Consider the following 23481-nt stretch of genomic DNA (forward strand, 5'->3'; position numbering starts at 1 on the left):
TAGGGTAATTCAAAGCCGTCCTGCTCCCTCAACCCTAGGCTTCTCTCTCCCGCCTGGGATACATTTGAGTCATGAGCACAGATCCTCGTGAGGCCCTGGACGCATTCCTCGAAGCGGTGAGGGAGCACTTCGCCGCATCCGCGCACCGCAACGGAGACCAAGACCCTCGCGTCGAAGCCGCCTACATGGCACTCGCCGACGCCTTCGAGATCTACGAAGACGCCATCTACACCGCGTATGACGAGGTCACCCCCTTCGAGCTCTTCGACGATGTCGAGGATGCGAAGGCCGACGACGTTGAGGACGAGGTCGACTCCCGGAGGTGAGCCGCTCAGGAGATCTGCTCGAGCACCTCGGCGATCTCCGGGGCGAGGGCGACGTCGCTGTCAAGGATCTGCGCGAGCTGCTCGGGGGTGCGTGCTGAGACGAGCGTCGAGGCAATCCCGCGGTCGCGGTTGAAGGCCAGGGCGATGTCGGTCGTGCTCACGCCGAGCGCCCCCGCCGCCCGACGCACCCCGGCAAGCACCTTCGCCGACCGGTCGTCGAGGTAGGCGGAGACGTAGTCGGAGAGCTCCCCGGCCAGACGGGAGTCCTGCGGGGTCGCCCGCTGATACTTGTCCGTGAGCACGCCGCGCCCGAGGCCGGCTCCAGCGATGATCCCCACTCCCGCGTAGTCGGCGGCGGGGACGAGGTCGGCGTCGGCATCGCGGTTGAGCAGCGAGTACTCGGTGAGAGCACAGGCGATCGGAATGCCCGCACCCCGCATCTCTGCGAGCTGCCAGCCCGTGTGGTGGGAGACGCCGACGTAGCGGACGGTGCCGAGGGTGAGCAGGGTGTCGATCGCCGAGGCGGTCTCGGAGCGGTCGACCTCTTCGTCGAAGACGTCGAGGACGAGGATGTCGAGGTGGTCGCGCCCCGTGGTCTCGAGCAGCCGACGCACCTGGTCGAGGATGCGGGCGCGCCCGAGGCCGAGCTCGATGTGGGAGGACTCACTGACCGAGACTCCGACCCGGCCGGCGAGCACGAGGTCATCGGGCAGGGTGAGCTGTCCGAGCACGGCGGCGGCGTGGAGGCCGGAGCTGGGGAGTTCGAGGAGATTCCCGCCCGCGGCGGCGAAGTCGTCGACGAGGCGCTGCGCCCCGTCCGCATCGACCCGGTGTCCCCATTCGAATGTGCCGAGGCCCACATCGCTGACGTCGAGACCGGTCGTGCCGAGGCGGTTGTGCTTCATGATTCTTGAGGTTACCCGATTCGCCGACTACCGTGGTCACGTTCCCCCACCCCCTTCTCAAGGAGACCCATGTACGACTGGCTCGTGGCCGCCGTGCTCGGAATCGTCCAGGCACTCACGGAATTCCTTCCGATCTCGTCGTCGGCGCACGTGCGCATCGTCGGGGAATGGCTGCTCCCGGGTCAGGACCCGGGCGCCTTCTTCACGGCGATCATCCAGATCGGCACGGAGGCCGCCGTCGTCGTCTACTTCTGGCACGACATCGTCTCCATCATCACCAAGTGGTGCAAGGCGCTGGTCGGCCGACACGATCGCAAGGACCCCGAGGTGCGGCTGGGCTGGCTCATCATCATCGGCTCGATCCCCATCGTCGTCATCGGCCTCCTCTTCGAGGACTACATCGAAGGCGCCTTCCGGAGCCTGTGGATCACGGCGACGATGCTCATCGTCTTCGGCCTCATCATCGGCTTCGCCGACTGGGTGGGCAAGAAGCAGTACACCCTCGAAGACATGACGTGGGGGCAGGGCATCGTCTACGGTCTCGCGCAGGCACTCGCCGTCATCCCCGGCGTCTCCCGCTCCGGCGGGACGATCATGGCCGGTCGCTTCATGGGCTTCGAACGCCCGGCCGCCGCCCGCTATTCGTTCCTCCTCGCGATCCCCGCCGTCCTCGGTTCGGGCTTCTACGGGATCTACAAGAGCCTCGGGGCCAACGACATGGTCCTCGGCTGGGGACCGACGATCCTCGCGACCGTCATCTCGTTCGGGCTCGGCCTCGTCGTCATCCACTGGTTCCTCGGCTACATCAAGACCCGGTCGTTCGCGATCTTCGTGTGGTACCGGGTGGCGCTCGGCATCCTTATCTACATCCTGCTCGCCACGAACGTCCTCCAGCCGCTCTGAGGCTCACGCGAGTCCACCGCCGCCGGGCACTCCTGACACGGAGAGCCCGGCGGCGGTGATCGACATCGCCGTCATCACCGGCACGCGTCCCGTGTAGTCGATGACGGTGAACGACCCGGGGGCCACCGACAGCCGCTGGAAGTCGTCGAGGGGCATGCCGAGCGCATCGGCGATGATCGCCTTGATGATGTCGCCGTGAGAGACGACCATCGCCCATTCGCGGAGGTCGCCGCCGTCCTTCCCAGCGTCTCCCCCGCCGCCGTCCTTCCCAGCCTCTTCGGCGCTCGCCTGCGCGGCCTCGCGCTTCGCCTCCTCGACAGCACGGAGTTCGGCGACGAGCCCGGCGACGCCGGCCACCGCACGATCTGCCGCCTCGGCGATCGACTCCCCACCGGGGAAGCGCATCTGCGAGGCCCGCTGCGCCACGGTCTCCCACTCGGGGGTGGTGACGAGATCCTCGAGGCGGCGCCCCGTCCAGTCGCCGTAGTCGAGTTCGATGAAGTCCTCGGCCACCTCCGTCGTCCCGAATCCGGCGAAGCGTGAGGCGATCGCCGCCGTCTCCGCGCACCGCGTGAGCGGGGAATGGAGGAGGCGGGAGAAGTCGCTGCGCGGAAGCATCCGCAGTGTGTCCTCGAGAGCGCGGACTCCGTCCTCGGTCAGTGACACGCCGGGGGCGCGTCCGGCCAGTATCCCTGCCGTGTTCGCGCTCGAGAGTCCGTGCCTGAGGAGGACGATGACGGGCATACGATCCAGACTAGCCCACATCGTCTACAGTGGGCCTATGAAACGTCAGCGCCCGAGAATGACCTACGAGTACAGGTCGGTCTCCTTCTCCAAGGACGTCCCGCGCTCCGTCACGCTGCAGGAGCTCAACGACCAGGCCGAGTACGGCCAGTGGGAGCTTGCGCGGACCAGGATCACCGCGGGCGGCACCCGCACCGTGTGGCTGCGGCGCAAGATCATGCCGCTGCCTGCCGCCGGTTGACCGCAGCCCGCGGTTCCTCGGGCTTGGCTGGGCCCGGGGCATCCTCCCTCCTCACGCTGCTCACAGCGGGGTTCGTCACGATCGTCGCCGGTGCGGCGATGTCGCTCCAGGGACGGGCGAACGGCCTGCTCGGCCCCGTCCTCGGTCACGCGGTCTTCGCCGCCCTCGTCTCCTTCGCCACCGGTCTCCTCATCGTCGGCGCCGTGCTCGTCTGCTCGCCACGGGCCCGGACCGGCACCGCCGTCCTCGTCCGTCTCGTGCGCTCCCGCAGGCAGCCGTGGTGGATGCTCCTCGGCGGACTCAGCGGGGCGCTCGTCGTCGTCGCACAGGCGACGACTGTGCCGATCATGGGCGTGGCGATGTTCACGATGGCCTTCGTCTCGGGGCAGGTCACCGGTGGACTCGTCGTCGACTCGACGAGGCTGCCGCCCGGTGGCCGACAGCGACCCACCCTGCTGCGCATCCTCGGCGTCCTCATCGTCCTGGCCGCCCTCGCCGTCGGCACCGAAGAGCGACTGGCGGGCGGAGTGCCGCTCTGGGCTCCCCTGCTGCCGTTCGCCTCGGGCACCCTCACCGCCGTCCAGCAGGCGTTCAACGGTCGGATCCGGGCCGTCTCCGGCTCGGCGCTCGTCGCGACCGCCACGAACTTCGCGACGGGGCTGCTCGCCCTCGTCCTCGCCACCGCCCTCGTCATGGCCGCAGGTGCACGGTGGACGGACTTCCCCACCGCACCGGGTCAGTGGTGGCTGCTCCTCGGCGGGGCGTTCGGGGTCGTCTTCATCGGGCTGACCTCACTCACGGTCGCCCGCCTCGGCGTGCTCCTGCTCAACCTCTTCTCGCTCTTCGGCAACCTGCTCGGGGCGATGCTCCTCGACGCCCTGCTGCCGCTGCCGGGCTCGCTCGTGAGCGTGACGACGGTGCTCAGCGCCGCAGGAGTGCTCGCGGGGATCGCGGTGACGATCACGCCTTCATCAGGAAGTCGCCGAGGACGCGGGTCCCGAACGTGAGGGCGTCGACGGGCACCCGCTCATCGACCCCGTGGAACATCGCGGGGAAGTCGAGGTCGCCGGTCAGGCGCAGCGGCGCGAAGCCGTAGCCGGCGATGCCGAGCTCGGACAGCGACTTGTTGTCGGTGCCTCCGGAGAGCGTGTACGGCAGGATCGCCGCCTCGGGGTCGGCGCTGCGCAGGCTCGCCTGCATCTGCGCGACGAGGGGAACCTCGAACGGGGCTTCGAGAGCGGGACCCTCCTCGTTGACCTCGATGTCGATGCCCTCCCCCGCGAGCTCCTTGATCGTGAGCATGACGTCCTCGTGCTGACCGGGCAGCGTGCGGCAGTCGACGTAGCCGGTCGCAGTCCCGGGGATGACGTTGTGCTTGTAGCCGGCGTCGAGGTAGGTCGGGTTCGACGTGTTCTGCAGGGTCGGGGCGACGAACTTCTCGACCGAGCCCAGTTCGGCGAGCAGTTCACCGATCGTCTCTGCGGTGAAGGGGATGCCGGTCATCTCGGAGACGCCTTCGAGCAGCTGTCGGGTCGCGATCGGGATCTCCTGCGGCCACTCGTGTTCGCCGATGCGCGCGATCGCCGCGGCGAGACGGGTGACGGGGTTGTCGTCGTTGCGCTGCGACCCGTGCCCGGCGGAGCCGTGGGCGATGAGGTTGAGCCAGGCGAGGCCCTTCTCCGCGGTCTGGATGAGGTAGACCCGCTGACCGCGGATGTCGACGGAGTAGCCGCCGACCTCGGAGACCGCCTCGGTGGCACCGCGGAAGAACTCGGGATGGTTGCGCACGACGTACCGGGCACCGTACTCACCGCCGGCCTCCTCGTCGGCGAAGAACGCGACGATGATGTCACGGCGCGGGGTCAGACCCTGGCGGACCATGTCACGCACGGAGGCGATGATCATCGCGTCCATGTCCTTCATGTCCACGGCGCCGCGGCCCCAGAGGAGCCCGTCCTTGATGGTGCCGGCGAAGGGGTCGACGCTCCAGTCCTCGGCGGCGGCCGGGACGACGTCGGTGTGACCGTGGACGACGAGCGCGGGAGCGGTCGCATCGGCACCGGGGATGCGCGTGACGAGGGACGCCCGGCCGGGAGCGGATTCGACGATCGTCGAGTCCAGCCCCACCTCGGCGAACCAGGACTCGATGAGCTCGGCGGCCGGCCGTTCGGGGTTGGCCTTGTTCCCGCCCCAGTTCTGCGTGTCGATGCGGATGAGCTGCTGGCACAGGGAGGTCACCTCGGCCTCGGCGGTGCTGAAGTCGAACACTGTCGATCCCCTTCGTTGCGGCGTGCTGGACAGGATCCACGTTATCCCACACGCGACCGGACGCGAGGACCGGGGGGCTATAGGACAGAAAGTGTGTCTCGGATCAGGCTCGTGCCCAGCAATCCCAACGGCAATACCCGGTTTGCTTAGCTGATCGGGCTTAGCATCGATGGGGTGCTTGCAATCGACGTACATGCGTGATCTGTCAAACAAGGCTGAAGAAGAACGGCACGACCAGTGCTGGTACACCGAGGTACCGGTGCCCGAACTGCGGGGCCAGCAGCACCGGTACACGGGCCGTATCGACACGAAGAACCGAGCTGCGGGTCTTCCTCGACTGGCTACTCGGTCCCGCACCACAGACGGCTGTCGATCACTTCGGGTCGACCCGAACCTTCCGCCGCCGCACTCAATGGTGCTGGCGAATCGCCCCGACCGTGTCAGCGACTGGGGAGATCCATGACCAGATCATGCTCGATGGCACCTATTTCAACGGGTGGTGCGTCCTCATCGCCTACACCGGGGAGAAGGTCATTCACTGGCAGTGGTGTGATCGGGAGAAGACCGCGTCCTGGACGGCGTTGATCGCCCGTATCCCTGCCCCGAGATACGCCGTCGTCGATGGCAACGGTCCTTTGACCACTGTGATCGAGACGCTGTGGCCAGATACCCGCATCCAACGGTGTTTCTTCCATATCCGGCAGGCCGGACACCGGCACCTGACCCGGAATCCGAGCTTGCCGGCCAACCAGGAACTGTTGCGCCTGTACCAGGCGCTGCCGCGGGTTGACTCCCGCGATCAAGCAGCAGCGTGGTTGGCGGCGTTCGCGTCGTGGGAGGCGAAGTGGTCAAGGTTCCTCAAACACCGCACCAGGGCCAAAGACGCTGGTGCGAGGCCGGCGCATGTCCGTCGTGGACAGTCGTGGTGGTACACGCATCTGCGGACCCGTCGAGCGTATTTCTTCCTCTCACGGATCATCGCGAAAGGACACTTGTTCACCTGGTTGGATGCCGCTGACGAGGGTATCGAGCTCGCGCGGACGACGAACGCGTTAGAAGGCGGGATCAATGCGGGCATCAAAGGACTGCTGCGGGCACACCGCGGGTTGAGTGAGGGGCATGCCCGGCGTGGGGTGGACTGGTTCCTCTTCGAGAGGTCTCATCAGGCCGGGACGGGGTGGTCCTTGGTCGGGCCGGAGCATTGGGCACCGCCGAAGCGTGTGCGTGCTCCTCGTGAGGAGCCGATCGGACCGGTGGAGTACGGGACAGGGTTCTCGTGGGAAGACGGCATCGGCATCCAGAAGGGGTGGGGAGGACGACGCGGGTGACGCGCCCGGAAAAGACACACTTTCTGTCCTATAACCCCCGGGTGCGTGAGGACCGACAGTCCTGTGAATGACGGAAGGCCCTCCCGGATCTCTCCGGAAGGGCCTTCTCTGTTGTGCGCGAAGGGGGACTTGAACCCCCACGTCCGATAAGTTGGACACTAGCACCTCAAGCTAGCGCGTCTACCAATTCCGCCACCCGCGCTGGCAACAGGAATTACTCTACACGCCATCTCCGGCGACGCAAAATCGAATCGGCACTATGTGAGCGACCCCACATGACGAGGCCCCTGACCACGGCGTTCATGCCGTCGTCAGGGGCACGTCATGGGGCGTTCACCGGCGGGCTCACCGGTGCCGGTCACCGACGGGCTCGCCGGTGCCGGTCAGCCCTCGATCGCCTCGACGGAGGAGAGGACGTGCGGCTTGCCCTTGGCCGGGTCGAAGACCGCGAACCGGGCGCTCTCGTGCCGGTGGCCTGCGGTGAAGGCGAACCCGACCGTCGAGGGCAGGAGGATCGGCTTGGCGAACGAGACGTCCCACCGGTAGGCATCGAGCCTCGGGTCGGCGACCGCGAGTGCCCGGGATGCCGTGTACATGCCGTGGGCGATGACGCGGGGGAACCCGAAGCCGCGGGCGGCGAGCCCGTTGAGGTGGATCGGGTTGTAGTCCCCGGAGGCCTTCGCGTAGCGCTGTCCGATGATCGGGTCGAGCCGCCACAGCGCGGTCGGCCGCGGAGCGACGAAGTCCTCGCGCTCGGGCTGCTCCTGGGGTTTCGCCCCGTCGAGGTGCTTGCCCTTCGCGAGGTACGTCGTCGTCTCCGTCACGGCGAGTTCGCCGTCGACCGAGGCGCGCATGACGACGTCGATCGTCGTGCCCGCCGGGTGGGTGAAGGGTCCGGCGAGGGAGACGTTGAGGTCGACGACGTCACCGATGCGCACCGGCCGGTGGACGTCCATCCGGTTGCGCACATGGACCATGCCCACCAGCGGCAGCGGCACCGCCGGGTCGGCGAGGAGCTGCATGCTCAGCGGGAACGCGAGGATGTGGAGGTAGCCGGGGTGGACGGTGTCGGTCAGCGGCGCTTCGACGACCCGGGTGAACCCGGCGTACGCGGTCGCCTCGAGGGCGACGCTGCGCCCGATCTCCCGGTCCGGGAGTGAGGCGCCCGGCTGCGGACCGAACGGCAGGGCCTTGACGAGGGCCTTCGCATAGACGGGAAGCATGCTCATCACGCACCCACCATGTTCTGACCGCACACCCGCAGGGTCTGTCCGTTGATCCCGCGCGCCGAGGCCGAGGCGAGGAACGCGATGGTCTCGGCGACGTCGACGGGCAGTCCGCCCTGCTGGAGGCTCGAGAGGCGACGGGCGACCTGACGGGTGAGCGCGGGCATCGCCGCAGTCATGTCGGTCTCGATGAACCCGGGGGCGACCGCATTGGCCGTGCCCCCGAGTGCCGCGAAGTCCCTCGCCGAGGCGGCCGTGAGTCCGATGACCCCGGCCTTCGACGTCGCGTAGTTCGTCTGCCCGCGGTTGCCCGCGATCCCCGAGGTCGAGGCCAGGGAGACGACCTGCGCCCCCTCGGCGAAGCGGCCCTCATCGAGCAGGCGGGCGTTGATCCGCGCCTGGGAGGCGATATTGACGGCGATGACGGAATCCCACCGGGAGGCGTCCATGTTCGCCAGCAGCTTGTCCCGGGTGATCCCCGCATTGTGGACGAGGATGTCGACGCGACCCCCGGCCGCCTCGGCGATGGCGTCGGCGGCACCGTCTGCGGTGATGTCGAGCTGCAGGGACTTCCCGCCGACGGCGTTGATCACCTGCGCCAGGGCCTGCCCGGCCTGGGGCATGTCGACGCCGATGATGTGGGCGCCGTCGCGGGCGAGGACACGGGCCACCTCGGCGCCGATGCCGCGGGCGGCACCGGTGACCACGGCCGTGCGCCCCGCCAGAGAGCCGTCCGTGCCGGTGGCGAGGAACTGCGCATCGGTGGCCGCGGTACCGGCACCGGATCCGACGGTGAGGAACTGCCCATCGACGTACGCGGACTTGCCCGAGAGGAGGAACCACAGGGCGGCGGTGACCGAAGGGGCGTCGATGCCGACGCCGGGTCCGAGCAGGATGCCGTTGGCCGTCGCACCCCGGCGCATCTCATGGGCGAGCGACCGGGTGAAGCCGGTCAGCCCCTGCGCGGTCGCGGCGAGCTGCGGGTCCTGCTCGTCCGGGTCGAGGGCCGGTGAGATCGTGACGACCCGGCCGCACTTCGCCAGCGAACGCAGCGCGCCGCCGACGGCGAGGACGGTCTCCGAGAGCCCCTCGGGGGTCGCTGCCTCGTCGAGGACGGCGATGATCGCCCGCAGCGATTCGCCCGCTACCGCGTGCCTGCGGACCTCGAAGCCGTTGTCGAGGAGCAGGTCGGCGATCGTCTGTGCTCCTGAGCCCGGACCGAGCACGAGCACGGGCTTGCGCCGGTACGACTCCGGAGTGGAGTCGAAGCGCTGGAGTTCGACGGGCTGGGGCAGCCCGAGGGTCTTGGCGACCTTGCCGAGCGGTCCGCTCATGAGGTCGAGGTAGGTGTCCTTCATGCTGCCTCCACGATCGCGGTGAGTCCCTGTCCGCCTGCGGCGCAGATCGAGACGAGGGAGCGCTTCTTTCCGGTGAGCTTGAGGTACTTCGCCGTCGTCGCGATGATGCGCCCGCCGGTGGCGGCGAAGGGGTGCCCGGCGGCGAGCGACGAGCCGAGCGGGTTGAGCTTCGTCCTGTCGATCGTGCCGAAGGGTCCGTCGAGGCCGAGCTTCTCGCGGCTGAACTCCTCGGACTCCCAGGCCGCGAGGTGGCAGAGGACGGTCGAGGCGAAGGCCTCGTGGATCTCGAAGACATCGAAGTCCTCGAACGTGAGCCCGTTGCGCGCGAGCAGGCGGGGCACCGCGTAGGCCGGGGCCATGAGGAGGCCCTCGGCGCCGTCGACGAAGTCCACGGCGGCGGCCTCGGCGTCGACGATCCGGGCCAGCGGGGTGAAGCCGTGGTCGGCGGCCCACTCCTCGCTGCCGAGCAGGACGGAGGCTGCGCCGTCGGTGAGCGGCGTCGAGTTGCCTGCGGTCATCGTCGCCGGCTCCGGCAGGCGCTTGCCGAAGACCGGGGAGAGCTTCGCGAGGGACTCGAGGCTCGAGTCGGCCCGGAGGTTCGTGTCCCGGCTCACCCCGAGGTAGGGGGTGACGAGGTCGTCGAAGAAGCCCTCGTCCCACGCGCGGGCAAGTCCCTGGTGGGAGGCCAGCGCGAGTTCGTCCTGCGCTTCCCGGCTGATCCCCCAGGCGGCGGTCGTGATCGCCTGGTGCTCACCCATGCTCAGGCCCGTCCGCGGCTCACCGGTCGACGGGGCCTGCGGAGCGAGGTAGGCGGGCCGGATCTGGGCGGCGATGCGCATCCGCTGGGTGAGCGTCTTAGCGCGGGAGAGTTCGAGGAGGATCTCGCGCAGCGAGTCCCCGACGACGATCGGGGCGTCGGAGGCGGAGTCGACGCCCGCGGCGATGCCGGACTCGATCTGTCCGGCGTTGATCTTGTTCGTCAGGCTCACGACGGTCTCGAGTCCGGTCGCACAGGCCTGGCCGATGTCGAAGGCCGGAGTCGTCGGGGACAGTGCCGATCCGAGCACGGCCTCACGGGTGAGGTTGAAGTCCTTCGAGTGCTTGAGCACGGCACCGCCGGCGACTTCGCCCATCGTCTCCCCGGCGAGGCCGAAGCGGGCGACGAGGCCGTCGATCGTCGAGGTGAGCATGTCGAGGTTGCTCGCCTTCGCGTACTGCTTGTTCGAGCGGGCGAAGGGGATGCGGTTGCCGCCGAGGATGACGGCGCGGTGGGTGGGAGCGGACATTGGCACCTCCGTTGAGTGGAATTAGCTGATACCGACAGTACCTGATACCGTCTGTAACATGAAATCGCTCACAGACGGCCGCTCGACGAGGTGGCAGGAGCACCGCGACTCCCGCCGGCGCGAGCTGCTGCGCACCGTCCGCCACGTCGTCGACGAACGCGGCGACGACCTCTCGATGGAGCAGATCTCGGAGTTCTCCGGGACGACGAAAGCCGTGCTCTACCGCTACTTCACCGATCGTGCGGGTCTCCAGGAGGCGATGGGCGACTGGGCGATGCAGGTGATCGCGAACTCCCTCGACGAAGCCAGCACCACCGTCGCCGACTCCGACGACGCACGACCCGTCGACCGCCGGGACACCCTCGAGGCGATGATCCGCGCCTTCGTCGGCCTCGCCGCGGGAGCACCGAACGTCTACCGGTTCTGCGACCAGGCCGTGGGCCGCTTCGATCCCGGCGAGCAGGGCGGTTTCTTCTCCGAGGTCGCCGACCTGCTGGCCGAACGCCTCGACCTCGACGTCACCGACTCTCGGTTCGACGGCGACGACGGCAGGCTCTGGGCGGCCGGCGCCATCGGCTTCGTCCGTGCCGCGACGGAGACCTGGCTCAAGTCACCGGGCTCCCCCGACGCCTTCGCCGCCTCGGTGAGCACGTGGCTCTGGGCCTCGCTGCCGCCCGAAGCCGGGGCGGCACTCCCAGCCCCCTGACCCCCTCAGCCCATCCACTCGTCCGCACCCATCAGATCAGGAGCATCCGCATGAACGACTTCGCCCTCGACCTCGATCCGACAGCCATCCAGACCATCCTCGACGGCGACTGGGCCGACGCCCGGCACCTCGGCAGGCAGCTCGCCCTCGATGAGACCACCCATCTCGACCCGGCCGACGACCTCGAGACGACCCGGGCGACGACGCTCACCGCCGTCGGACTCATGGCCGCCACCGAACTCCCCATGGCCGCGCTTCCCGCCGCCCTCGGCGGGACGAACGAACATGCGCGCACTGTCGCCGGGTTCGAGGAGACGGTGACCGCCTCGCCGAGCCTCCAGATCAAGGCCGGCGTCCAGTTCGGCCTCTTCGGCGGGGCGATCCTTCACCTCGGCAACCCCGACCAGCACGCGCAGTGGCTTGTGCCCGCCCAGAAGGGCCAGCTGCTCGGCTCGTTCGCGATGACCGAGATCGGCCACGGCTCCGACGTCGCGGCGATCGGCACGACCGCGACCTTCGACCCGGAGACCGACGAGTTCGTCATCGACACGCCCTTCACGGCGGCGACGAAGGAGTACATCGGCAACGCCGCGCGCGACGCCCGTGCCGCCGTCGTCTTCGCCCAGCTCATCACCGCAGGCGTCAACCACGGGGTGCATGCGCTCTTCGTACCCGTGCGCACCGAGGCCGGAGAGCCGATGCCGGGCGTGAGCATCTCCGACGACGGCTTCAAGGGCGGACTCAGAGGCGTCGACAACGGACGCTTCGCCTTCGACGCGGTCCGCGTCCCGCGCACGAACCTCCTCGACCGCTACGGCGCTGTCGACGAGACCGGCGCCTACACCTCGCCGATCGACTCCCCCGGACGCCGGTTCTTCACGATGCTCGGCACCCTCGTCCAGGGCCGGGTCTCCCTCGACGGCGCCGCGGTCGTCGCGAGCAAGCTCGCCCTCGACATCGCCGTGCGCTACGGCCTCGAACGCAAGCAGTTCACGACCGTCGACGACTACACCGAGACGACCCTGCTCGACTACCAGCAGCACCAGCGCCGACTCATGCCCGCGCTCGCCGCGACCTACGCTTCGGCACTCGCCCACGAGAAGCTGCTCACCTCGTTCGAGGAGGTCTTCTCCGGGGCCGACGACAGCGAGGAGAACCGTGCCCTGCTCGAGACCCGAGCGGCGGCCTTCAAGGCCGATTCGACGTGGATGGCCCTCGACGTCATCCAGGAGTGCCGCGAGGCCTGCGGCGGGGCCGGCTTCATGGCCGAGAACCGCCTCGTCGGCCTCCGGGCGGACATGGACGTCTACGTCACCTTCGAGGGCGACAACACCGTCCTCCTCCAGCTCGTCGCCAAGCGCATCCTCGGCGACTACGCGAAGGAGTTCGCGCACATCGACGTCGGCGGCGCCGCCCGCTACATCGGCACTCAGGCCGCCGAACACACGCTCTACCGCACGGGTCTCGCCAACGCCGGACTCGCGATCTCCGACGTCTTCACCCCCAATCTCTCAGAGCGGCGGATCCGTTCGGGTCGTCTCCAGCGCACCCTCCTCGAATCCCGCCTCGAGGTCATGGTCTCCGGGCTGGCCGCTGCACTGCGCCCGGCGGCGAGGCTGTCCCCGGAGAAGGCCGCCGAGCTCTTCAACTCCCAGCAGCACGAACTCGTCGAGATGGCCCGCGCGTATGTCGAACTCGAGAAGTGGAAGGCCATCGACGAGGCGATGAAGGAGCAGAAGGACCCCGCGCAGGAGAAGATCTTCCGTCGCCTCCGCGACACCTACGGCCTCAGCCTCATCGAGAAGCACATGGGCTGGCACCTCATGTACGGTCGCCTCCCGATGTCGCGGGCCCGGCAGGTCGGCGAGACCCTCAACCGGCTGTGCGCGAAGCTCGCGGCCAACGCCCTCGACCTCGTCGACGCCTTCGGCTACGGCGATGATCACCGACGCGCGACGATCGCCACGGGCGTCGAGGCCGAACGTCAGGCCGAGGCCGCCGCCTACTACCGTCGCGCCCGCGCCCAGCGGGACTACCCGGTCCCGGAGAAGCAGCTGCGGAAGACCGGTTCCCGCACCGCCTGAACCCGGACGCACCCGCACCCCGGGCTGGGCCCGTCCCGCTGAGTCCGCCCACACTGAGCCCGCCGCACAGCGCTTCTGCGCCGCGGCGGGCTCAACTGGTGAGGAAGTCCCGCAGCGCCGCGGAGACGGCGACCGCCTCGGTGAGGAACCCATCGTGACCGACCGCCGAGTCGATGGTCCGATGCTCGACCCTTCCGGGCAGGTTGGCGGCGAGCTGCGCGACCTGGCTCGGCGGGAAGAGCCGATCGGAGGAGACGGAGATGACGAGGCTGTCGGTGCAGGCCTCGGCCAGGGCCGTCCGGAGGTCGGCGGAGCGTCCGGTGCGCACATCGTGGTCGCGCAGGGCCCGGGTGAGCAGGATGTAGCTGTGGGGGTCGAAGCGAGCGGTGAGCTTCTTCGCCTGATGGTCGAGGTAGGAGGTGACCTCGTAGTAGTCCGCCGACCGCAGCCGGCGGGAGAAGCGGTCGTTGAGGTCGGCGTCGTTGCGATAGGTGAGGTGGGCGATCTGCCGGGCGAGTCCGAGACCGGCGGCCGGGAAGCGCCCGATCGCCTGGTAGTCGCCCGAACAGTAGTCGGGATCGAGCTCGATCGCCCGCTCCTGCATCATCGCCCACGCGATCTGGTCGGCGTCGACGAAGGCCGGGGCGGCGATGATCGCGCACTTCGCGGTCTTGCGCCGATCGAGGAGACCGAACTCGAGGGCCCTGGCCCCTCCCATCGAGCCCCCGATGACGGCGTGCCAGGTCTCGATGCCGAGGATCTGGGTGAGGTTGTGCTCGAGGCGGGCCATGTCCCTGATCGTCACCGTGGGGAACCTCGACCCGTAGGGCAGACCGTCGGAGAAGGGCGACTGCGGGCCCGTCGTGCCCGAACAGCCGCCGAGAGCGTTCGCGCAGACGACGAAGTACTCATCCGTGTCGACGGCCTGACCGGGGCCGACGACCCCGGACCACCAGTCGGTGGCCCGGGTGTCGCCGGTGAGCGCATGCTCGATGAGGATCGCGTTCGACCGGTCGGCGTTGAGCGTACCGAAGGTCTCATACGCGATCTCGACGGTGCCGAACGTGTGCCCGGAGTCGGTGGTGAAGCCGAGGATCCGCTCGACGGAGGTGCTGCGAATGGTCATCTCAGGCGGCGGTGGACTGCGTCGCCGCGGCCGCGGCGAAGCCGGCGTCGAGGTCGGCGATGATGTCGTCGATGCCCTCGAGTCCCACCGACAGGCGCACAAGCGCGGGGTTGACCCCGGCCGCGGCCTGCGCGGCCTCGTCGAGCTGCGAATGGGTCGTCGAGGCCGGATGGATGACGAGCGAGCGGACATCGCCGATGTTGGCCACGAGAGAATGGAGCTCGAGGGCGTCGACGAAGGCGACCGCGGCATCGAAGCCGCCGGCGATGTCGAAGGCGAGGACCGAGCCCACACCCTGGGGCAGGTAGGTCTGTGCGCGCTCGTGCCACGGGCTCGACTCGAGGCCGGCGTAGGCGACGCGGGTGACCTGGTCGTGTCCCTCGAGGTAGGCGGCGACCTTCTCGGCGTTGGCGACGTGGCGTTCGATGCGCAGGCTCAGCGTCTCCAGGCCCTGGGCGATGAGGAAGGCGTTGAACGGGCTGATCGCCGGACCGAGGTCGCGCAGCAGCTGGACGCGCAGCTTGAGCCCGTAGGAGACGTTCGCCCCGAACGGCGAGTCCGCTCCCAGGTCGCGGGCGTAGACGAGTCCGTTGTAGGAGGCGTCCGGGGTGGTGAAGCCGGGGAACCGGTCCGGATGGGCACCGTAGTCGAAGGTGCCGCCGTCGACGACGACCCCGGCGATCGAGGTGCCGTGCCCGCCGAGGTACTTCGTCGCCGAATGGACGACGACGTCGGCGCCGTGCTCGATGGGCCGCACGAGGTACGGGGTGGCGAGCGTGTTGTCGACGACGAGGGGGACGCCGGCGGTGTGGGCGATGTCGGCGACCGCGGTGATGTCGAGGATGTCGGAGCGGGGGTTGGAGACGACCTCGGCGAAGAAGAGCTTCGTGTTCTCCTGCACCGCGTCCCGCCACGCGTCGAGGTCGTCGACGTCGACGAAGGTGGTCTCGATGCCGAGCCTGCGCAGGGTGACGTCGAGGAGGTTGTACGTGCCGCCGTAGAGGCTCTTCGAGGCCACGACGTGGTCGCCTGATTCGGCGATGTTGGCGATGGCGAGGAACTCCGCGGACTGTCCCGAGGCGGTGAGGACGGCGTGGACGCCGCCTTCGAGATCGGCGATGCGGTTCTCGACGACCTCGGTCGTCGGGTTGGTGATGCGGGTGTAGATCGGTCCGAGCTCGGCGAGGGCGAACCGGTTCTTCGCCTGGTCGTTGTCGGCGAAGACGTACGAGGTGGTCTGGTGGATGGGCAGGGCGCGCGCGCCCGTCGCAGGGTCGGGGACCTGTCCGGCGTGGATCTGGCGGGTTTCGAATGACTGGGCCATGGCTTCTCCTTCGCAGCGGGTGGTGATCCCACTCTCACCCGCTCCTGGCGCTCGCCTCGGCGAACTCGTCATGAACCCGTCACCGACCGTCATGTTTCGTCACGGTCACCTGGCTCCCCTCCCGGTCACCGGAAGTTGCGGGCCTTCGTCGGCAGCTGCACCTCGAGGGGGACGAGCTTGTGCGCGTAGAGGCTGACGACGTCTCCCCCGCGCTGGATGAGGCCGGTGACGACGAGGGCGTTGCGAGTCGTCGCCACGGACCGGAACCGCTTCATCAGCCCCGCTGTGGCGACGACATTGAGCATCCCGAACTCGTCCTCGAGATTGATGAACGTGATCCCCGAGGCGGTCGCCGGCCGCTGCCGGTGGGTGACGAGGGCGGCGACGGTGAGCCGCTTGCCGTCCGGGGCAGCCGCCGCATCGGCCGTCGAGGCGTAGCCGCGCTCGGTCAGGGCCTGCCGGAGGATCTCGGTGGGGTAGCCGTCGACGGTGATCCCCGTGGAGAAGAGCTCGGCGAGGGTCGTCTCGAACGCGTCCATCGTCGGCAGCGCGGGAGCGTGGGAGACCGTCCCCGTGCCCGGCAGCACTCCCGGGTGGGCGCCGGCGACTCCCCCGGCCAGCCACAGCGCCTGCCTGCGGTCGAGGTCGAAGCCGGCCAGGGCGCCTGCGGTCGCGAGCGATTCGAGGGCCTGCTTGCCGATCCCGGTGCGTTCGGCGAGGTCGGCCACCGAGGCGAAGGGAGCGTTCGCGCGTTCGGCGACGATCACCTCGGCGAAGGAGCCGACGTGGGAGACCTCGGTGAGCCCGAGACGGATCCCCAGCTCCCCCGTCTCGGTGCGCTCCAAGTCGCTGCCGGAGTTCGAACGCGCGACGTCGACGGGCAGGATCGGCACGCCGTGCCGGCGGGCATCGGCGATGAGCGACTGCGGGGAGTAGAAGCCCATCGGCTGGGCGCGCAGGAGACCGGCGGTGAACGCCGCATGGTGATGGAACTTGAACCACGCCGACTGGTAGACGAGGTTGGCGAAGCTGATCGCATGCGATTCGGGGAACCCGTAGTTGGCGAACGCGGCGATGGTCGAGAAGATCGCCTCCGCGGTCTCGGCTTCGACCCCCTTGGCCCGGGCGCCGGTGCGGAACTTCTCCGCGAGTTCGGCCATCCTCCTCTCCGAGCGGCGTGAGCCCATCGCCTGCCTCAGCCGGTCGGCATCGGCTCCGGTGAAGCCGCCGACGTCGATGGCCATCTGCATGAGCTGCTCCTGGAACAGCGGCACCCCGCACGTCTTCTCCAGGGACTTCTCGAGCAGCGGGTGGAGGTATTCGATCGGGTCGAGGCCCTGCCGCCTGCGGATGTAGGGGTGGACGGATCCACCCTGGATGGGCCCGGGACGGATGAGGGCGACCTGGACGGCGAGGTCGTAGAAGTTCTCGGGTCTCAGCCGCGGCAGGGTCGCGAGCTGGGCGCGGGACTCGACCTGGAAGACGCCGACGGCGTCGGCGCGGCGCAGCATCGCGTAGACCTCCTCGTCCTCGTCGTCGATGAGCGCCCGGTCGATGCGCTCTCCGGTGTGCCGGGCGACGAGGTCGACCATCTCGTGGAGGGCGGTGAGCATGCCCAGGCCGAGGAGGTCGAACTTGACGAGGTCCATCGCCGCGCAGTCGTCCTTGTCCCATTGGACGACGGTGCGGTGGTCCATCGTCGCGTGCTCGATGGGCACGACCTCCCCGATGGGACGGTCGGCGAGGATCATCCCACCCGAGTGGATGCCGAGGTGGCGGGGTGAGCCGAGCAGGTCGCCTGCGACGTCGAGGACCTGCGCGGGCACCGGGGAGTCCTCGGCCTCGGGCAGGGTCGACCAGCGGTTGCTCGACTTCGAGAACGCGTCCTGCTGGCCGGGGGCGAAGCCGAGGCTGAAGGCGGAGTCCCGGATCGCCGACTTCGCCCGGTAGGTGATGACGTTGGCGACCTGGGCCGCCCGGTCCCGCCCGAAGTGGTCGTAGACGTACTGGATGACCTCTTCGCGCCTGCCCGATTCGATGTCGATGTCGATGTCGGGATACCCCTTGCGGTCCGGGGAGAGGAACCGGTCGAAGAGGAGGTTGTGCTTGACGGCGTCGACGGCGGTGATGTCGAGGACGTAGCAGACCGCGGAGTTCGCCGCCGAACCCCGGCCCTGGCAGAAGATCGACTCCCGGTGGCAGAAGCTCGTGATGTCGTGGACGATGAGGAAGTACCCGCAGAAGCCGAGCCGGGCGATCATGTCCATCTCCTTCTCGAGCTGCTCCCAGGCCCGGGGGTGCTGGGCGCGGGTGCCGTAGCGGCGCAGACCGCAGTCGGTGACGAGTTCGCGCAGGTACTCCTCGGCCTCCCGGTCATCGGGCATCGGAGCGCGCGGCAGGTCGGGACGCGCGGTCTCGAGGGTGAAGGCGCAGTCCGTGCCGATCCGCACCGCGGTCTCAAGCGACTCGGCGGGGAAGCGTGCGGCCATCTCCTCCCCTGAGTGGATGCGGTGCTCCGCGGTCGTCGGCAGCCAGCCGGCGAGGTCGTCGAGGGGACGCCGGGAGCGGATGGAGGCGCGCACCTGTGCCGAACGCCAGTGCGCCCGGGTCGCGAAGTGGACGTTGCTGCTCGCCATCGTCGGCAGGCCCGTCCGAGATGCCAGTTCGCCGAGGTGGCGCAGCCTCTCGTCGTCGTCCGGGGTGCCGTCGCGGCTGAGTTCGACGGCGAGGGAGTCGGCGCCGAAGAGTCCGATGAGCCGGCGTAGGGCGCTCAGGCCGCCGTCGGGGTCGCTCAGCGCCCGGCGCAGCGGTCCCTTGCGGCAGCCGGTGAGGATCATCCAGTCCGCACTCCTGGCCCCGAGGTCCTCGAGGTCGAAGACGGGACGGTTCTTCTCCCCGCGCAGGTTGGCCTCGGTGATCGCGGCCGAGAGGCTGCGGTAGCCCTCGACCCCGCGGGCGAGGACGAGCAGGTGGGTCGCCTCGGGGTCGGTCTGTCCGGGGATCTTCTCGGTCAGGCCGAGGGAGAGTTCGGCGCCGAAGACGGTGGGCAGCCCCACCGAGGCTGCGGCATGGGCGAAGCGGACGGCACCGTAGAGGCCGTTGTGGTCGGTCAGGGCCATCGCGCTCAGGCCGGCGGCGGCCCCGGCGGTCACGAGATCCTCAGGGTCGGAGGCCCCGTCGAGGAAGCTGAACTGGGAGTGCACATGCAGCTCCGCCCACGGGCGGGTGCGCGAGGGCAGGAGGATCGGACCGGGGGTGCCGCTGCCGAGGGACCCCGGGTAGCGGGAGATGGAGTCGGGGCCGCGCGGGCCCACGGAGACCGGGTAGCGGTCGGGGCGGGAGAAGGCCGGAGCGTCGGAGCCGTCGGCGTCCTTGTCGACCGGGCGGGTGTTCGTCCCCGCCCGGTTCCCGGCGGGGGCGTCCGCCACGGGGCTCTCGGGCGTGCCCTCCGGCGCTGTGCCCGCAGGCGTGCCCTTCGATGCTGTTCTGCCCTCGAGGCGGCGGGCGAGTTCCGACCACGGGGTGCGCGGATTGTTGAATCCCATCAGCGGTACTCCCCTGTGAGATACCACTGGCCGGACTCCTTGCTCAGCAGCAGCGCACGCCCGGACTCGGTGACGACCTGCAGACGGGTCCGGTACGTCGCCCGCTGGGGATCCCACCACCCGGATTCGATGGGCCACGATCCGGAGAAGTCGACGATCGCCTCGGTGGTGCCGGTGGGGAACCGGATCGCGCGAGGAGGCTGCGCGAGCCCGGACGGACGGGCGTCGACCGGTCCTCCCCCGGCTGAGAACACGTCGACGGCGACATGGTCGACGGTGGTGGGCCGGGGTGCCCCGAGGGAACCCGGCCACGGCGCCTGCGGGTTGCGGGTCGGGCACGCCGTCTGCTGCCAGGGGGTCCAGAGGTTCGTCTCCGCCGGATCCCACCCGCCCTGGAGTCCGGGCACGAGTACGGAGTCGGGGCCGAAGAGTCCCTGCAGACGCTCGAGGGTGTGCGTGATCTGCCCGGTGTTCTCATCGAAGAGGCTGCGCGTCGCCCCGATCGGGGTCGTCAGCTCGGCGGCGGTGAGGCCGAGCGCGGTGATTCCCTCCTCGGAGAAGTCCTCGGGATCCGGGCCCGGGTCGTCCGCGTCTTCCCCGGTGCTCCCGCGTCCGACGGCACTGCCGCCGCCGGCGGTGCTGCCGACCCCACCGCGTCCGGAATTCCCGCTGCCCACACTGGCCAGCCACCCCTCGGCCTGCCAGCGCAGGCGGTCGGCGATGGCGTTCTCGCTCATGTCCTCGATCCGCCAGGTCCGGCTCGAGGACTGTCCACCGGCGGCGAGGAGGTCGATCGTCACCTGCGTGCACACGAGTCCGCTGCCGCGGACGCGGCCGAGCAGGTCGGCGGCGAGCTGTCGGGCGAGGAAGCCGAGTGTGTCGCTGCGGGTCGTCGGGGTCTCCAGTGCGCTCTCGACGCACAGGTCCTCGGCCCGGGTGTGGTCGCGCAGCGGTGCTTCGTCCCGTCCCGAGGCGAGGTCGTGCGCGCGCCGTCCCTGCGGGCCGAACCGGGAGAGCACGTCGACCGCGTCGAGTGCTGCGAGCGCCCCCAGAGTGCGCAGCCCGAGGTGGGTGAAGACGTCGATGAGCTCCGCCCAGTCCCCGTCCGCTGACTCGAGGGCGGTGATCGGCTGGGCGGCGAGGAACTCGACGGTCTCCCCCGGTTCGATCCGGCTCGCCTGGGAGGCGGCGATGCGGGCGGCGAAGACGGTGTCGGCGATGCCGGGGAAGAACTCCCAGCCGGTCGCCGGCACGAGGGCGGAGACGAGGGCTTCGACGGCGGCGGCCTCATCGGGGTAGCCGTGCCGGAGCGCATCGAGGGGAATCGCCAGGGTTCCCGGGCTGAGCAGTGTGAAGCGGGCGACGAGGTCCTCGAGCGCGCCCACCCCGGCGGAGAAGTGACGGTTGTCGACGTCTTCGTCCCACGGAAGGACCCGGGCCTCAGGGCAGCGGTATCCCGCGGCCCGCTTGTTGTTGCCGATGGCGATGCCCGCGGCCCGGGCCGGGGCGTTGGCGGCGATGACCCGGCCCGTGTGGAGGACGGCGACCGGGGCGCCCGGGCTGAGTTCGTGCTCGACGGCAGCGGCGACCGCCGGCCAGTCGGGAACGGTGAGGACAAGGGTGCGCGTGGGATCAGCCGACACTGCGGATCACCGGCCTCTCCGTCTCCGACACCTCAGCGGGGGTTCCGTCGGGACCGGGCAGGAGGAAGCGGTGGACGCCGGTCTGCGAGCGGGCTTCGACGAGGCACGAGCGCAGCCGTCCGCGACCGTGATCGGTGCCCGACCAGCGCAGACCGGTGATCTCGATCTGCTCGGTGCTGCCCGACAGCGGGCTGAGGCTGATGACGCTCATCTTCCTCTCGCGCACCTTCGCGAGCAGTCGGGCACGCTCCCCCGGGCTCGGGAGGTAGGCAGGGTCGATGAGGAGGATGTCGAAGGACTCGATGAGGATCGAGGCCACCCGCAGCCAGTCCTGAGGCGGGGTCGCAAGGTTGACGAAGTGGCCGAGGTCGATGCCGAGGTCGGCGATCGAGGACACTGCGGGCTCACCGAGGCCGATCCCGGCGCACCACTTCTGCTCCTGGGTCGACGCGGCGATCGCTGCCAGAGCACAGGTCAGCGACTGTCCGCCGGTGAAGGAGACGATCTCTCCACGCGGCAGGCCGCCACGCCGGAACATCGGCGCGAGCACAGGATGCACGGGTCGAGGCGGATGGCCGTCGAACAGGGACGTTGCCGTGGAGATCCCCATCTCCCGGCTGAGCTGTTCGATGAGTGGTGCTGCGGACATGACATCTATTATCGAACTGGTGTTCGAAATAGGCAAGATTCAGGCGACCTTTTCGTTCGCTCGGGCGTGTCGCGCTTCCGCTTCGAACATCCATGCCAGACAATTGCCCAGGTCAAAACCGTAGCCCCCGCCGAGGGTGCTCGGATCGGCATTCTCGGTCGCCTTCTCAACCGCCTCGACGACCTCGCCGAGCCGCGCGGTATCGAAGACCCGGTGGAAGGGATCCTCCTCCTCACACGCGAGGAGCTGAGCGCCGTCGGGCAGGAGGAACGCGAACGCCGGCGCCCCTTCGAGCGCTCCCGAGAACGAGGCTGTCGTCCGCACGATCCTCAGGCCGTGCTCATGGACGGCGATGTGGTGGGAGCGGCAGAGCAGGATGAGGTTGTCGAGATCGGTCGCCCCGCCCTGCGACCACGGCCGGATGTGGTGGGCCTCGCAGCCTCTCCGGGCGAGGCAGCCGGGGAACTGGCAGCCGACGTCGCGCGCGCTCAGCGCCATCCGCTGCCGCCTGCTCGCGAGCCGCTTCGATCGGCCGAGCCTGAGCACATCGCCTGACTCGTCCTTGATGATCCCGCTGACAAGTGCTTCGCAGGCCAGACGCTGGGCCGTGGCGGCGGTGATGCCGCCGAACCCGTCGATCCGACACGTCTCGTCGGCACGGCCGGGGTCGTCAGCGTCCGGATCGAACCCTTCCGACGTCCCCGCGGGGACGTCGTCGTCATCCGGCGTCCCCGCGGGGACGCTGTCGGGACAGTCGGACTCGGACGCGAGGAGGGCGGCACCGGAGCGGACGAGCACCTCGGCGGAGGTGTGGACGAGCATGCGCGCCCGATCGAGGTCGACGGCACCCGAGGGCTGCGCGTGCGGGAAAGCGCGGACGATCTCCATGAGGCACGCGGTCTGCGGGATCCGCTCGCGACGCCGGGGCGCACCGCCGCCATCAGCGGCCTCGTCGGCGCGGCGCTGCGCCTCGGCGTCTCTGCGCTCGATGATGCGCCGGACGGCCGCGAGCATCGTGACGATCTCGGCCGCATCGTCTTCGGGGAGGTCGATGACGATGCGGGTCCGACCGGGGCCGGCCGTGCAGATGAGAACGTCGTCCTGCGGCAGGCACCGCGGAAGCTCACCTGTCTCCTCGGCAGCGCTGAGCTTCCGATAGTTGCGTGAGACGACGCTGACCTGCGCGCCGGTGCCGACCTTCGCCAGGCGCGCGGCATCCTCATCGGGGATCCGGTCGACGAGGCGGGAGACCTCCCGCACCTTCGAGTAGCTGAGGTCTCCCTCGCTCAGACCCTTCTTGACGCGCGGCATCCTGCGCAGGGCGTACATCACCCTGACATACTCCCGTGCGGTGTGGGCGCTCACCGAGGCGATGTGCATGACCCAGCCGGGCAGGCTCTTCACCCCCACCCACTGCGCCCAGAGGTCTCTGCGCTCGGCCTCGTCGATGAGGGCGATGATCCGCGCCTGGCAGTGGGCGACGCAGGCGATGTTGGCCTGGATGTCGGAGACGATCTCACTGCCTGTGAGCGCATGGAGGCCGTCGTTGGACTCCGCGGGATCGGCGTCGTCGGCGACCGGTCGCGGATCGAAGGGGTTGATGACGGGTTTGCCCGGCGACGTCGATCCGCCGAATACGGTAGATACGGAATCTACGGGCTGATACGGTTCACTGTGCTTCCGACCGCGGCCTCCCTCGGGATACCCCGCACCGACTCCCCCGCCTTCCTTCCACGCCGTCCGGTCTGCATTCGGCTCTGTCGTCGACGCCGCTGTCGACACCGTCTGATCCAATCCGATCGCCTCGTCCATGTCGGCA

At 69.3% G+C, this 23481-nt stretch carries 19 protein-coding genes and 1 tRNA gene; 7 read left to right on the top strand and 13 right to left on the bottom strand.

The window, feature by feature from the left end:
- Nucleotides 1-71: 71 nt before the first annotated feature.
- Nucleotides 72-326: a hypothetical protein gene (locus ACQ1RG_RS13330; RefSeq protein ID WP_063250909.1), complete on the top strand. Its 255-nt coding sequence runs from the start codon at nucleotides 72-74 to the stop codon at nucleotides 324-326.
- A 5-nt stretch (nucleotides 327-331) separates the two neighbouring features.
- Here the strand turns inward: ACQ1RG_RS13330 and ACQ1RG_RS13335 are convergent, their stop codons facing one another.
- Entirely contained in the window at nucleotides 332-1231 is a 900-nt protein-coding gene (locus ACQ1RG_RS13335; RefSeq protein WP_009375843.1) for an aldo/keto reductase, read from the bottom strand.
- 69 nt (nucleotides 1232-1300) lie between these two features.
- Between ACQ1RG_RS13335 and ACQ1RG_RS13340 the strand changes: the two genes are divergently transcribed.
- Nucleotides 1301-2134, top strand: coding sequence for an undecaprenyl-diphosphate phosphatase (locus ACQ1RG_RS13340; protein WP_063250908.1), 834 nt, complete (start codon nucleotides 1301-1303; stop codon nucleotides 2132-2134).
- 3 nt (nucleotides 2135-2137) lie between these two features.
- On the opposite strand, the gene ACQ1RG_RS13345 is transcribed toward ACQ1RG_RS13340, so the two are convergent.
- Nucleotides 2138-2878: a histidine phosphatase family protein gene (locus tag ACQ1RG_RS13345; protein ID WP_063250907.1), complete on the bottom strand. Its 741-nt coding sequence runs from the start codon at nucleotides 2876-2878 to the stop codon at nucleotides 2138-2140.
- Between the two features lie 37 nt (nucleotides 2879-2915).
- Between ACQ1RG_RS13345 and ACQ1RG_RS13350 the strand changes: the two genes are divergently transcribed.
- Both ACQ1RG_RS13350 and ACQ1RG_RS13355 read left to right on the top strand, forming a co-directional pair.
- Nucleotides 2916-3119 (top strand): DUF5703 family protein, encoded by a 204-nt coding sequence (locus ACQ1RG_RS13350; protein ID WP_176472425.1) that lies wholly within the window; start codon nucleotides 2916-2918, stop codon nucleotides 3117-3119.
- A gap of 23 nt (nucleotides 3120-3142) precedes the next feature.
- Nucleotides 3143-4126: a DMT family transporter gene (locus ACQ1RG_RS13355; RefSeq protein WP_231882274.1), complete on the top strand. Its 984-nt coding sequence runs from the start codon at nucleotides 3143-3145 to the stop codon at nucleotides 4124-4126.
- Here the strand turns inward: ACQ1RG_RS13355 and ACQ1RG_RS13360 are convergent.
- A complete protein-coding gene (locus ACQ1RG_RS13360; protein WP_009375853.1) occupies nucleotides 4080-5387 on the bottom strand; it encodes a M20/M25/M40 family metallo-hydrolase in 1308 nt (435 codons plus the stop codon). The two genes, ACQ1RG_RS13355 and ACQ1RG_RS13360, sit on opposite strands and share 47 nt — an antisense overlap.
- A gap of 197 nt (nucleotides 5388-5584) precedes the next feature.
- On the opposite strand from ACQ1RG_RS13360, the gene ACQ1RG_RS13365 reads away from it, so the two are divergent.
- On the top strand, nucleotides 5585-6715 hold the full coding sequence (locus tag ACQ1RG_RS13365) for an IS1249 family transposase (protein ID WP_144589524.1): 1131 nt from the start codon (nucleotides 5585-5587) through the stop codon (nucleotides 6713-6715).
- A 114-nt stretch (nucleotides 6716-6829) separates the two neighbouring features.
- Here ACQ1RG_RS13365 and ACQ1RG_RS13370 read toward each other — a convergent pair.
- The 4 genes from ACQ1RG_RS13370 to ACQ1RG_RS13385 form a co-directional block, all read right to left on the bottom strand.
- Nucleotides 6830-6917: transfer RNA gene (locus tag ACQ1RG_RS13370), tRNA-Leu, on the bottom strand.
- A 181-nt stretch (nucleotides 6918-7098) separates the two neighbouring features.
- Nucleotides 7099-7944, bottom strand: coding sequence for a MaoC/PaaZ C-terminal domain-containing protein (locus tag ACQ1RG_RS13375; protein ID WP_009375856.1), 846 nt, complete (start codon nucleotides 7942-7944; stop codon nucleotides 7099-7101).
- The gene (locus tag ACQ1RG_RS13380; RefSeq protein WP_063250905.1) at nucleotides 7944-9299 is read right to left on the bottom strand and encodes a 3-oxoacyl-ACP reductase; all 1356 of its coding nucleotides are present in this window, start codon (nucleotides 9297-9299) and stop codon (nucleotides 7944-7946) included. The genes ACQ1RG_RS13375 and ACQ1RG_RS13380 overlap by 1 nt, the downstream gene beginning before the upstream one ends.
- Nucleotides 9296-10585 carry an acetyl-CoA C-acetyltransferase gene (locus ACQ1RG_RS13385; protein ID WP_009375861.1) on the bottom strand — a complete coding sequence of 430 codons (1290 nt, stop codon included), beginning with the start codon at nucleotides 10583-10585 and terminating at the stop codon, nucleotides 9296-9298. The genes ACQ1RG_RS13380 and ACQ1RG_RS13385 overlap by 4 nt, the downstream gene beginning before the upstream one ends.
- A gap of 58 nt (nucleotides 10586-10643) precedes the next feature.
- Here ACQ1RG_RS13385 and ACQ1RG_RS13390 point away from each other — a divergent pair, with 58 nt between their 5' ends.
- Nucleotides 10644-11291, top strand: coding sequence for a TetR/AcrR family transcriptional regulator (locus ACQ1RG_RS13390; RefSeq protein WP_101623749.1), 648 nt, complete (start codon nucleotides 10644-10646; stop codon nucleotides 11289-11291).
- Nucleotides 11292-11341: 50 nt separating this feature from the next.
- Nucleotides 11342-13375, top strand: a complete 2034-nt coding sequence (locus tag ACQ1RG_RS13395) for an acyl-CoA dehydrogenase (protein ID WP_131247655.1) — start codon at nucleotides 11342-11344, stop codon at nucleotides 13373-13375.
- A gap of 91 nt (nucleotides 13376-13466) precedes the next feature.
- On the opposite strand, the gene metX is transcribed toward ACQ1RG_RS13395, so the two are convergent.
- The 6 genes from metX to ACQ1RG_RS13425 all read right to left on the bottom strand — a co-directional run bounded on the left by metX (nucleotide 13467) and on the right by ACQ1RG_RS13425 (nucleotide 23474).
- Nucleotides 13467-14501: a homoserine O-acetyltransferase MetX gene (gene metX / locus ACQ1RG_RS13400; protein ID WP_009375871.1), complete on the bottom strand. Its 1035-nt coding sequence runs from the start codon at nucleotides 14499-14501 to the stop codon at nucleotides 13467-13469.
- Nucleotide 14502: 1 nt separating this feature from the next.
- On the bottom strand, nucleotides 14503-15825 hold the full coding sequence (locus ACQ1RG_RS13405; RefSeq protein ID WP_131247657.1) for a bifunctional o-acetylhomoserine/o-acetylserine sulfhydrylase: 1323 nt from the start codon (nucleotides 15823-15825) through the stop codon (nucleotides 14503-14505).
- A 125-nt stretch (nucleotides 15826-15950) separates the two neighbouring features.
- Nucleotides 15951-19370, bottom strand: a complete 3420-nt coding sequence (locus ACQ1RG_RS13410; protein ID WP_430600161.1) for an error-prone DNA polymerase — start codon at nucleotides 19368-19370, stop codon at nucleotides 15951-15953.
- On the bottom strand, nucleotides 19370-21013 hold the full coding sequence (locus tag ACQ1RG_RS13415) for a DNA polymerase Y family protein (RefSeq protein WP_131247661.1): 1644 nt from the start codon (nucleotides 21011-21013) through the stop codon (nucleotides 19370-19372). The genes ACQ1RG_RS13410 and ACQ1RG_RS13415 overlap by 1 nt, the downstream gene beginning before the upstream one ends.
- Entirely contained in the window at nucleotides 21003-21662 is a 660-nt protein-coding gene (locus tag ACQ1RG_RS13420) for a hypothetical protein (RefSeq protein WP_009375879.1), read from the bottom strand. The genes ACQ1RG_RS13415 and ACQ1RG_RS13420 overlap by 11 nt, the downstream gene beginning before the upstream one ends.
- Before the next feature lie 39 nt (nucleotides 21663-21701).
- Entirely contained in the window at nucleotides 21702-23474 is a 1773-nt protein-coding gene (locus tag ACQ1RG_RS13425; protein WP_259800997.1) for an HNH endonuclease signature motif containing protein, read from the bottom strand.
- Nucleotides 23475-23481: the final 7 nt, after the last annotated feature.

This window comes from Brevibacterium sp. K72, from assembly GCF_050562175.1.
Classification (GTDB): Bacteria; Actinomycetota; Actinomycetes; order Actinomycetales; family Brevibacteriaceae; genus Brevibacterium; species Brevibacterium casei.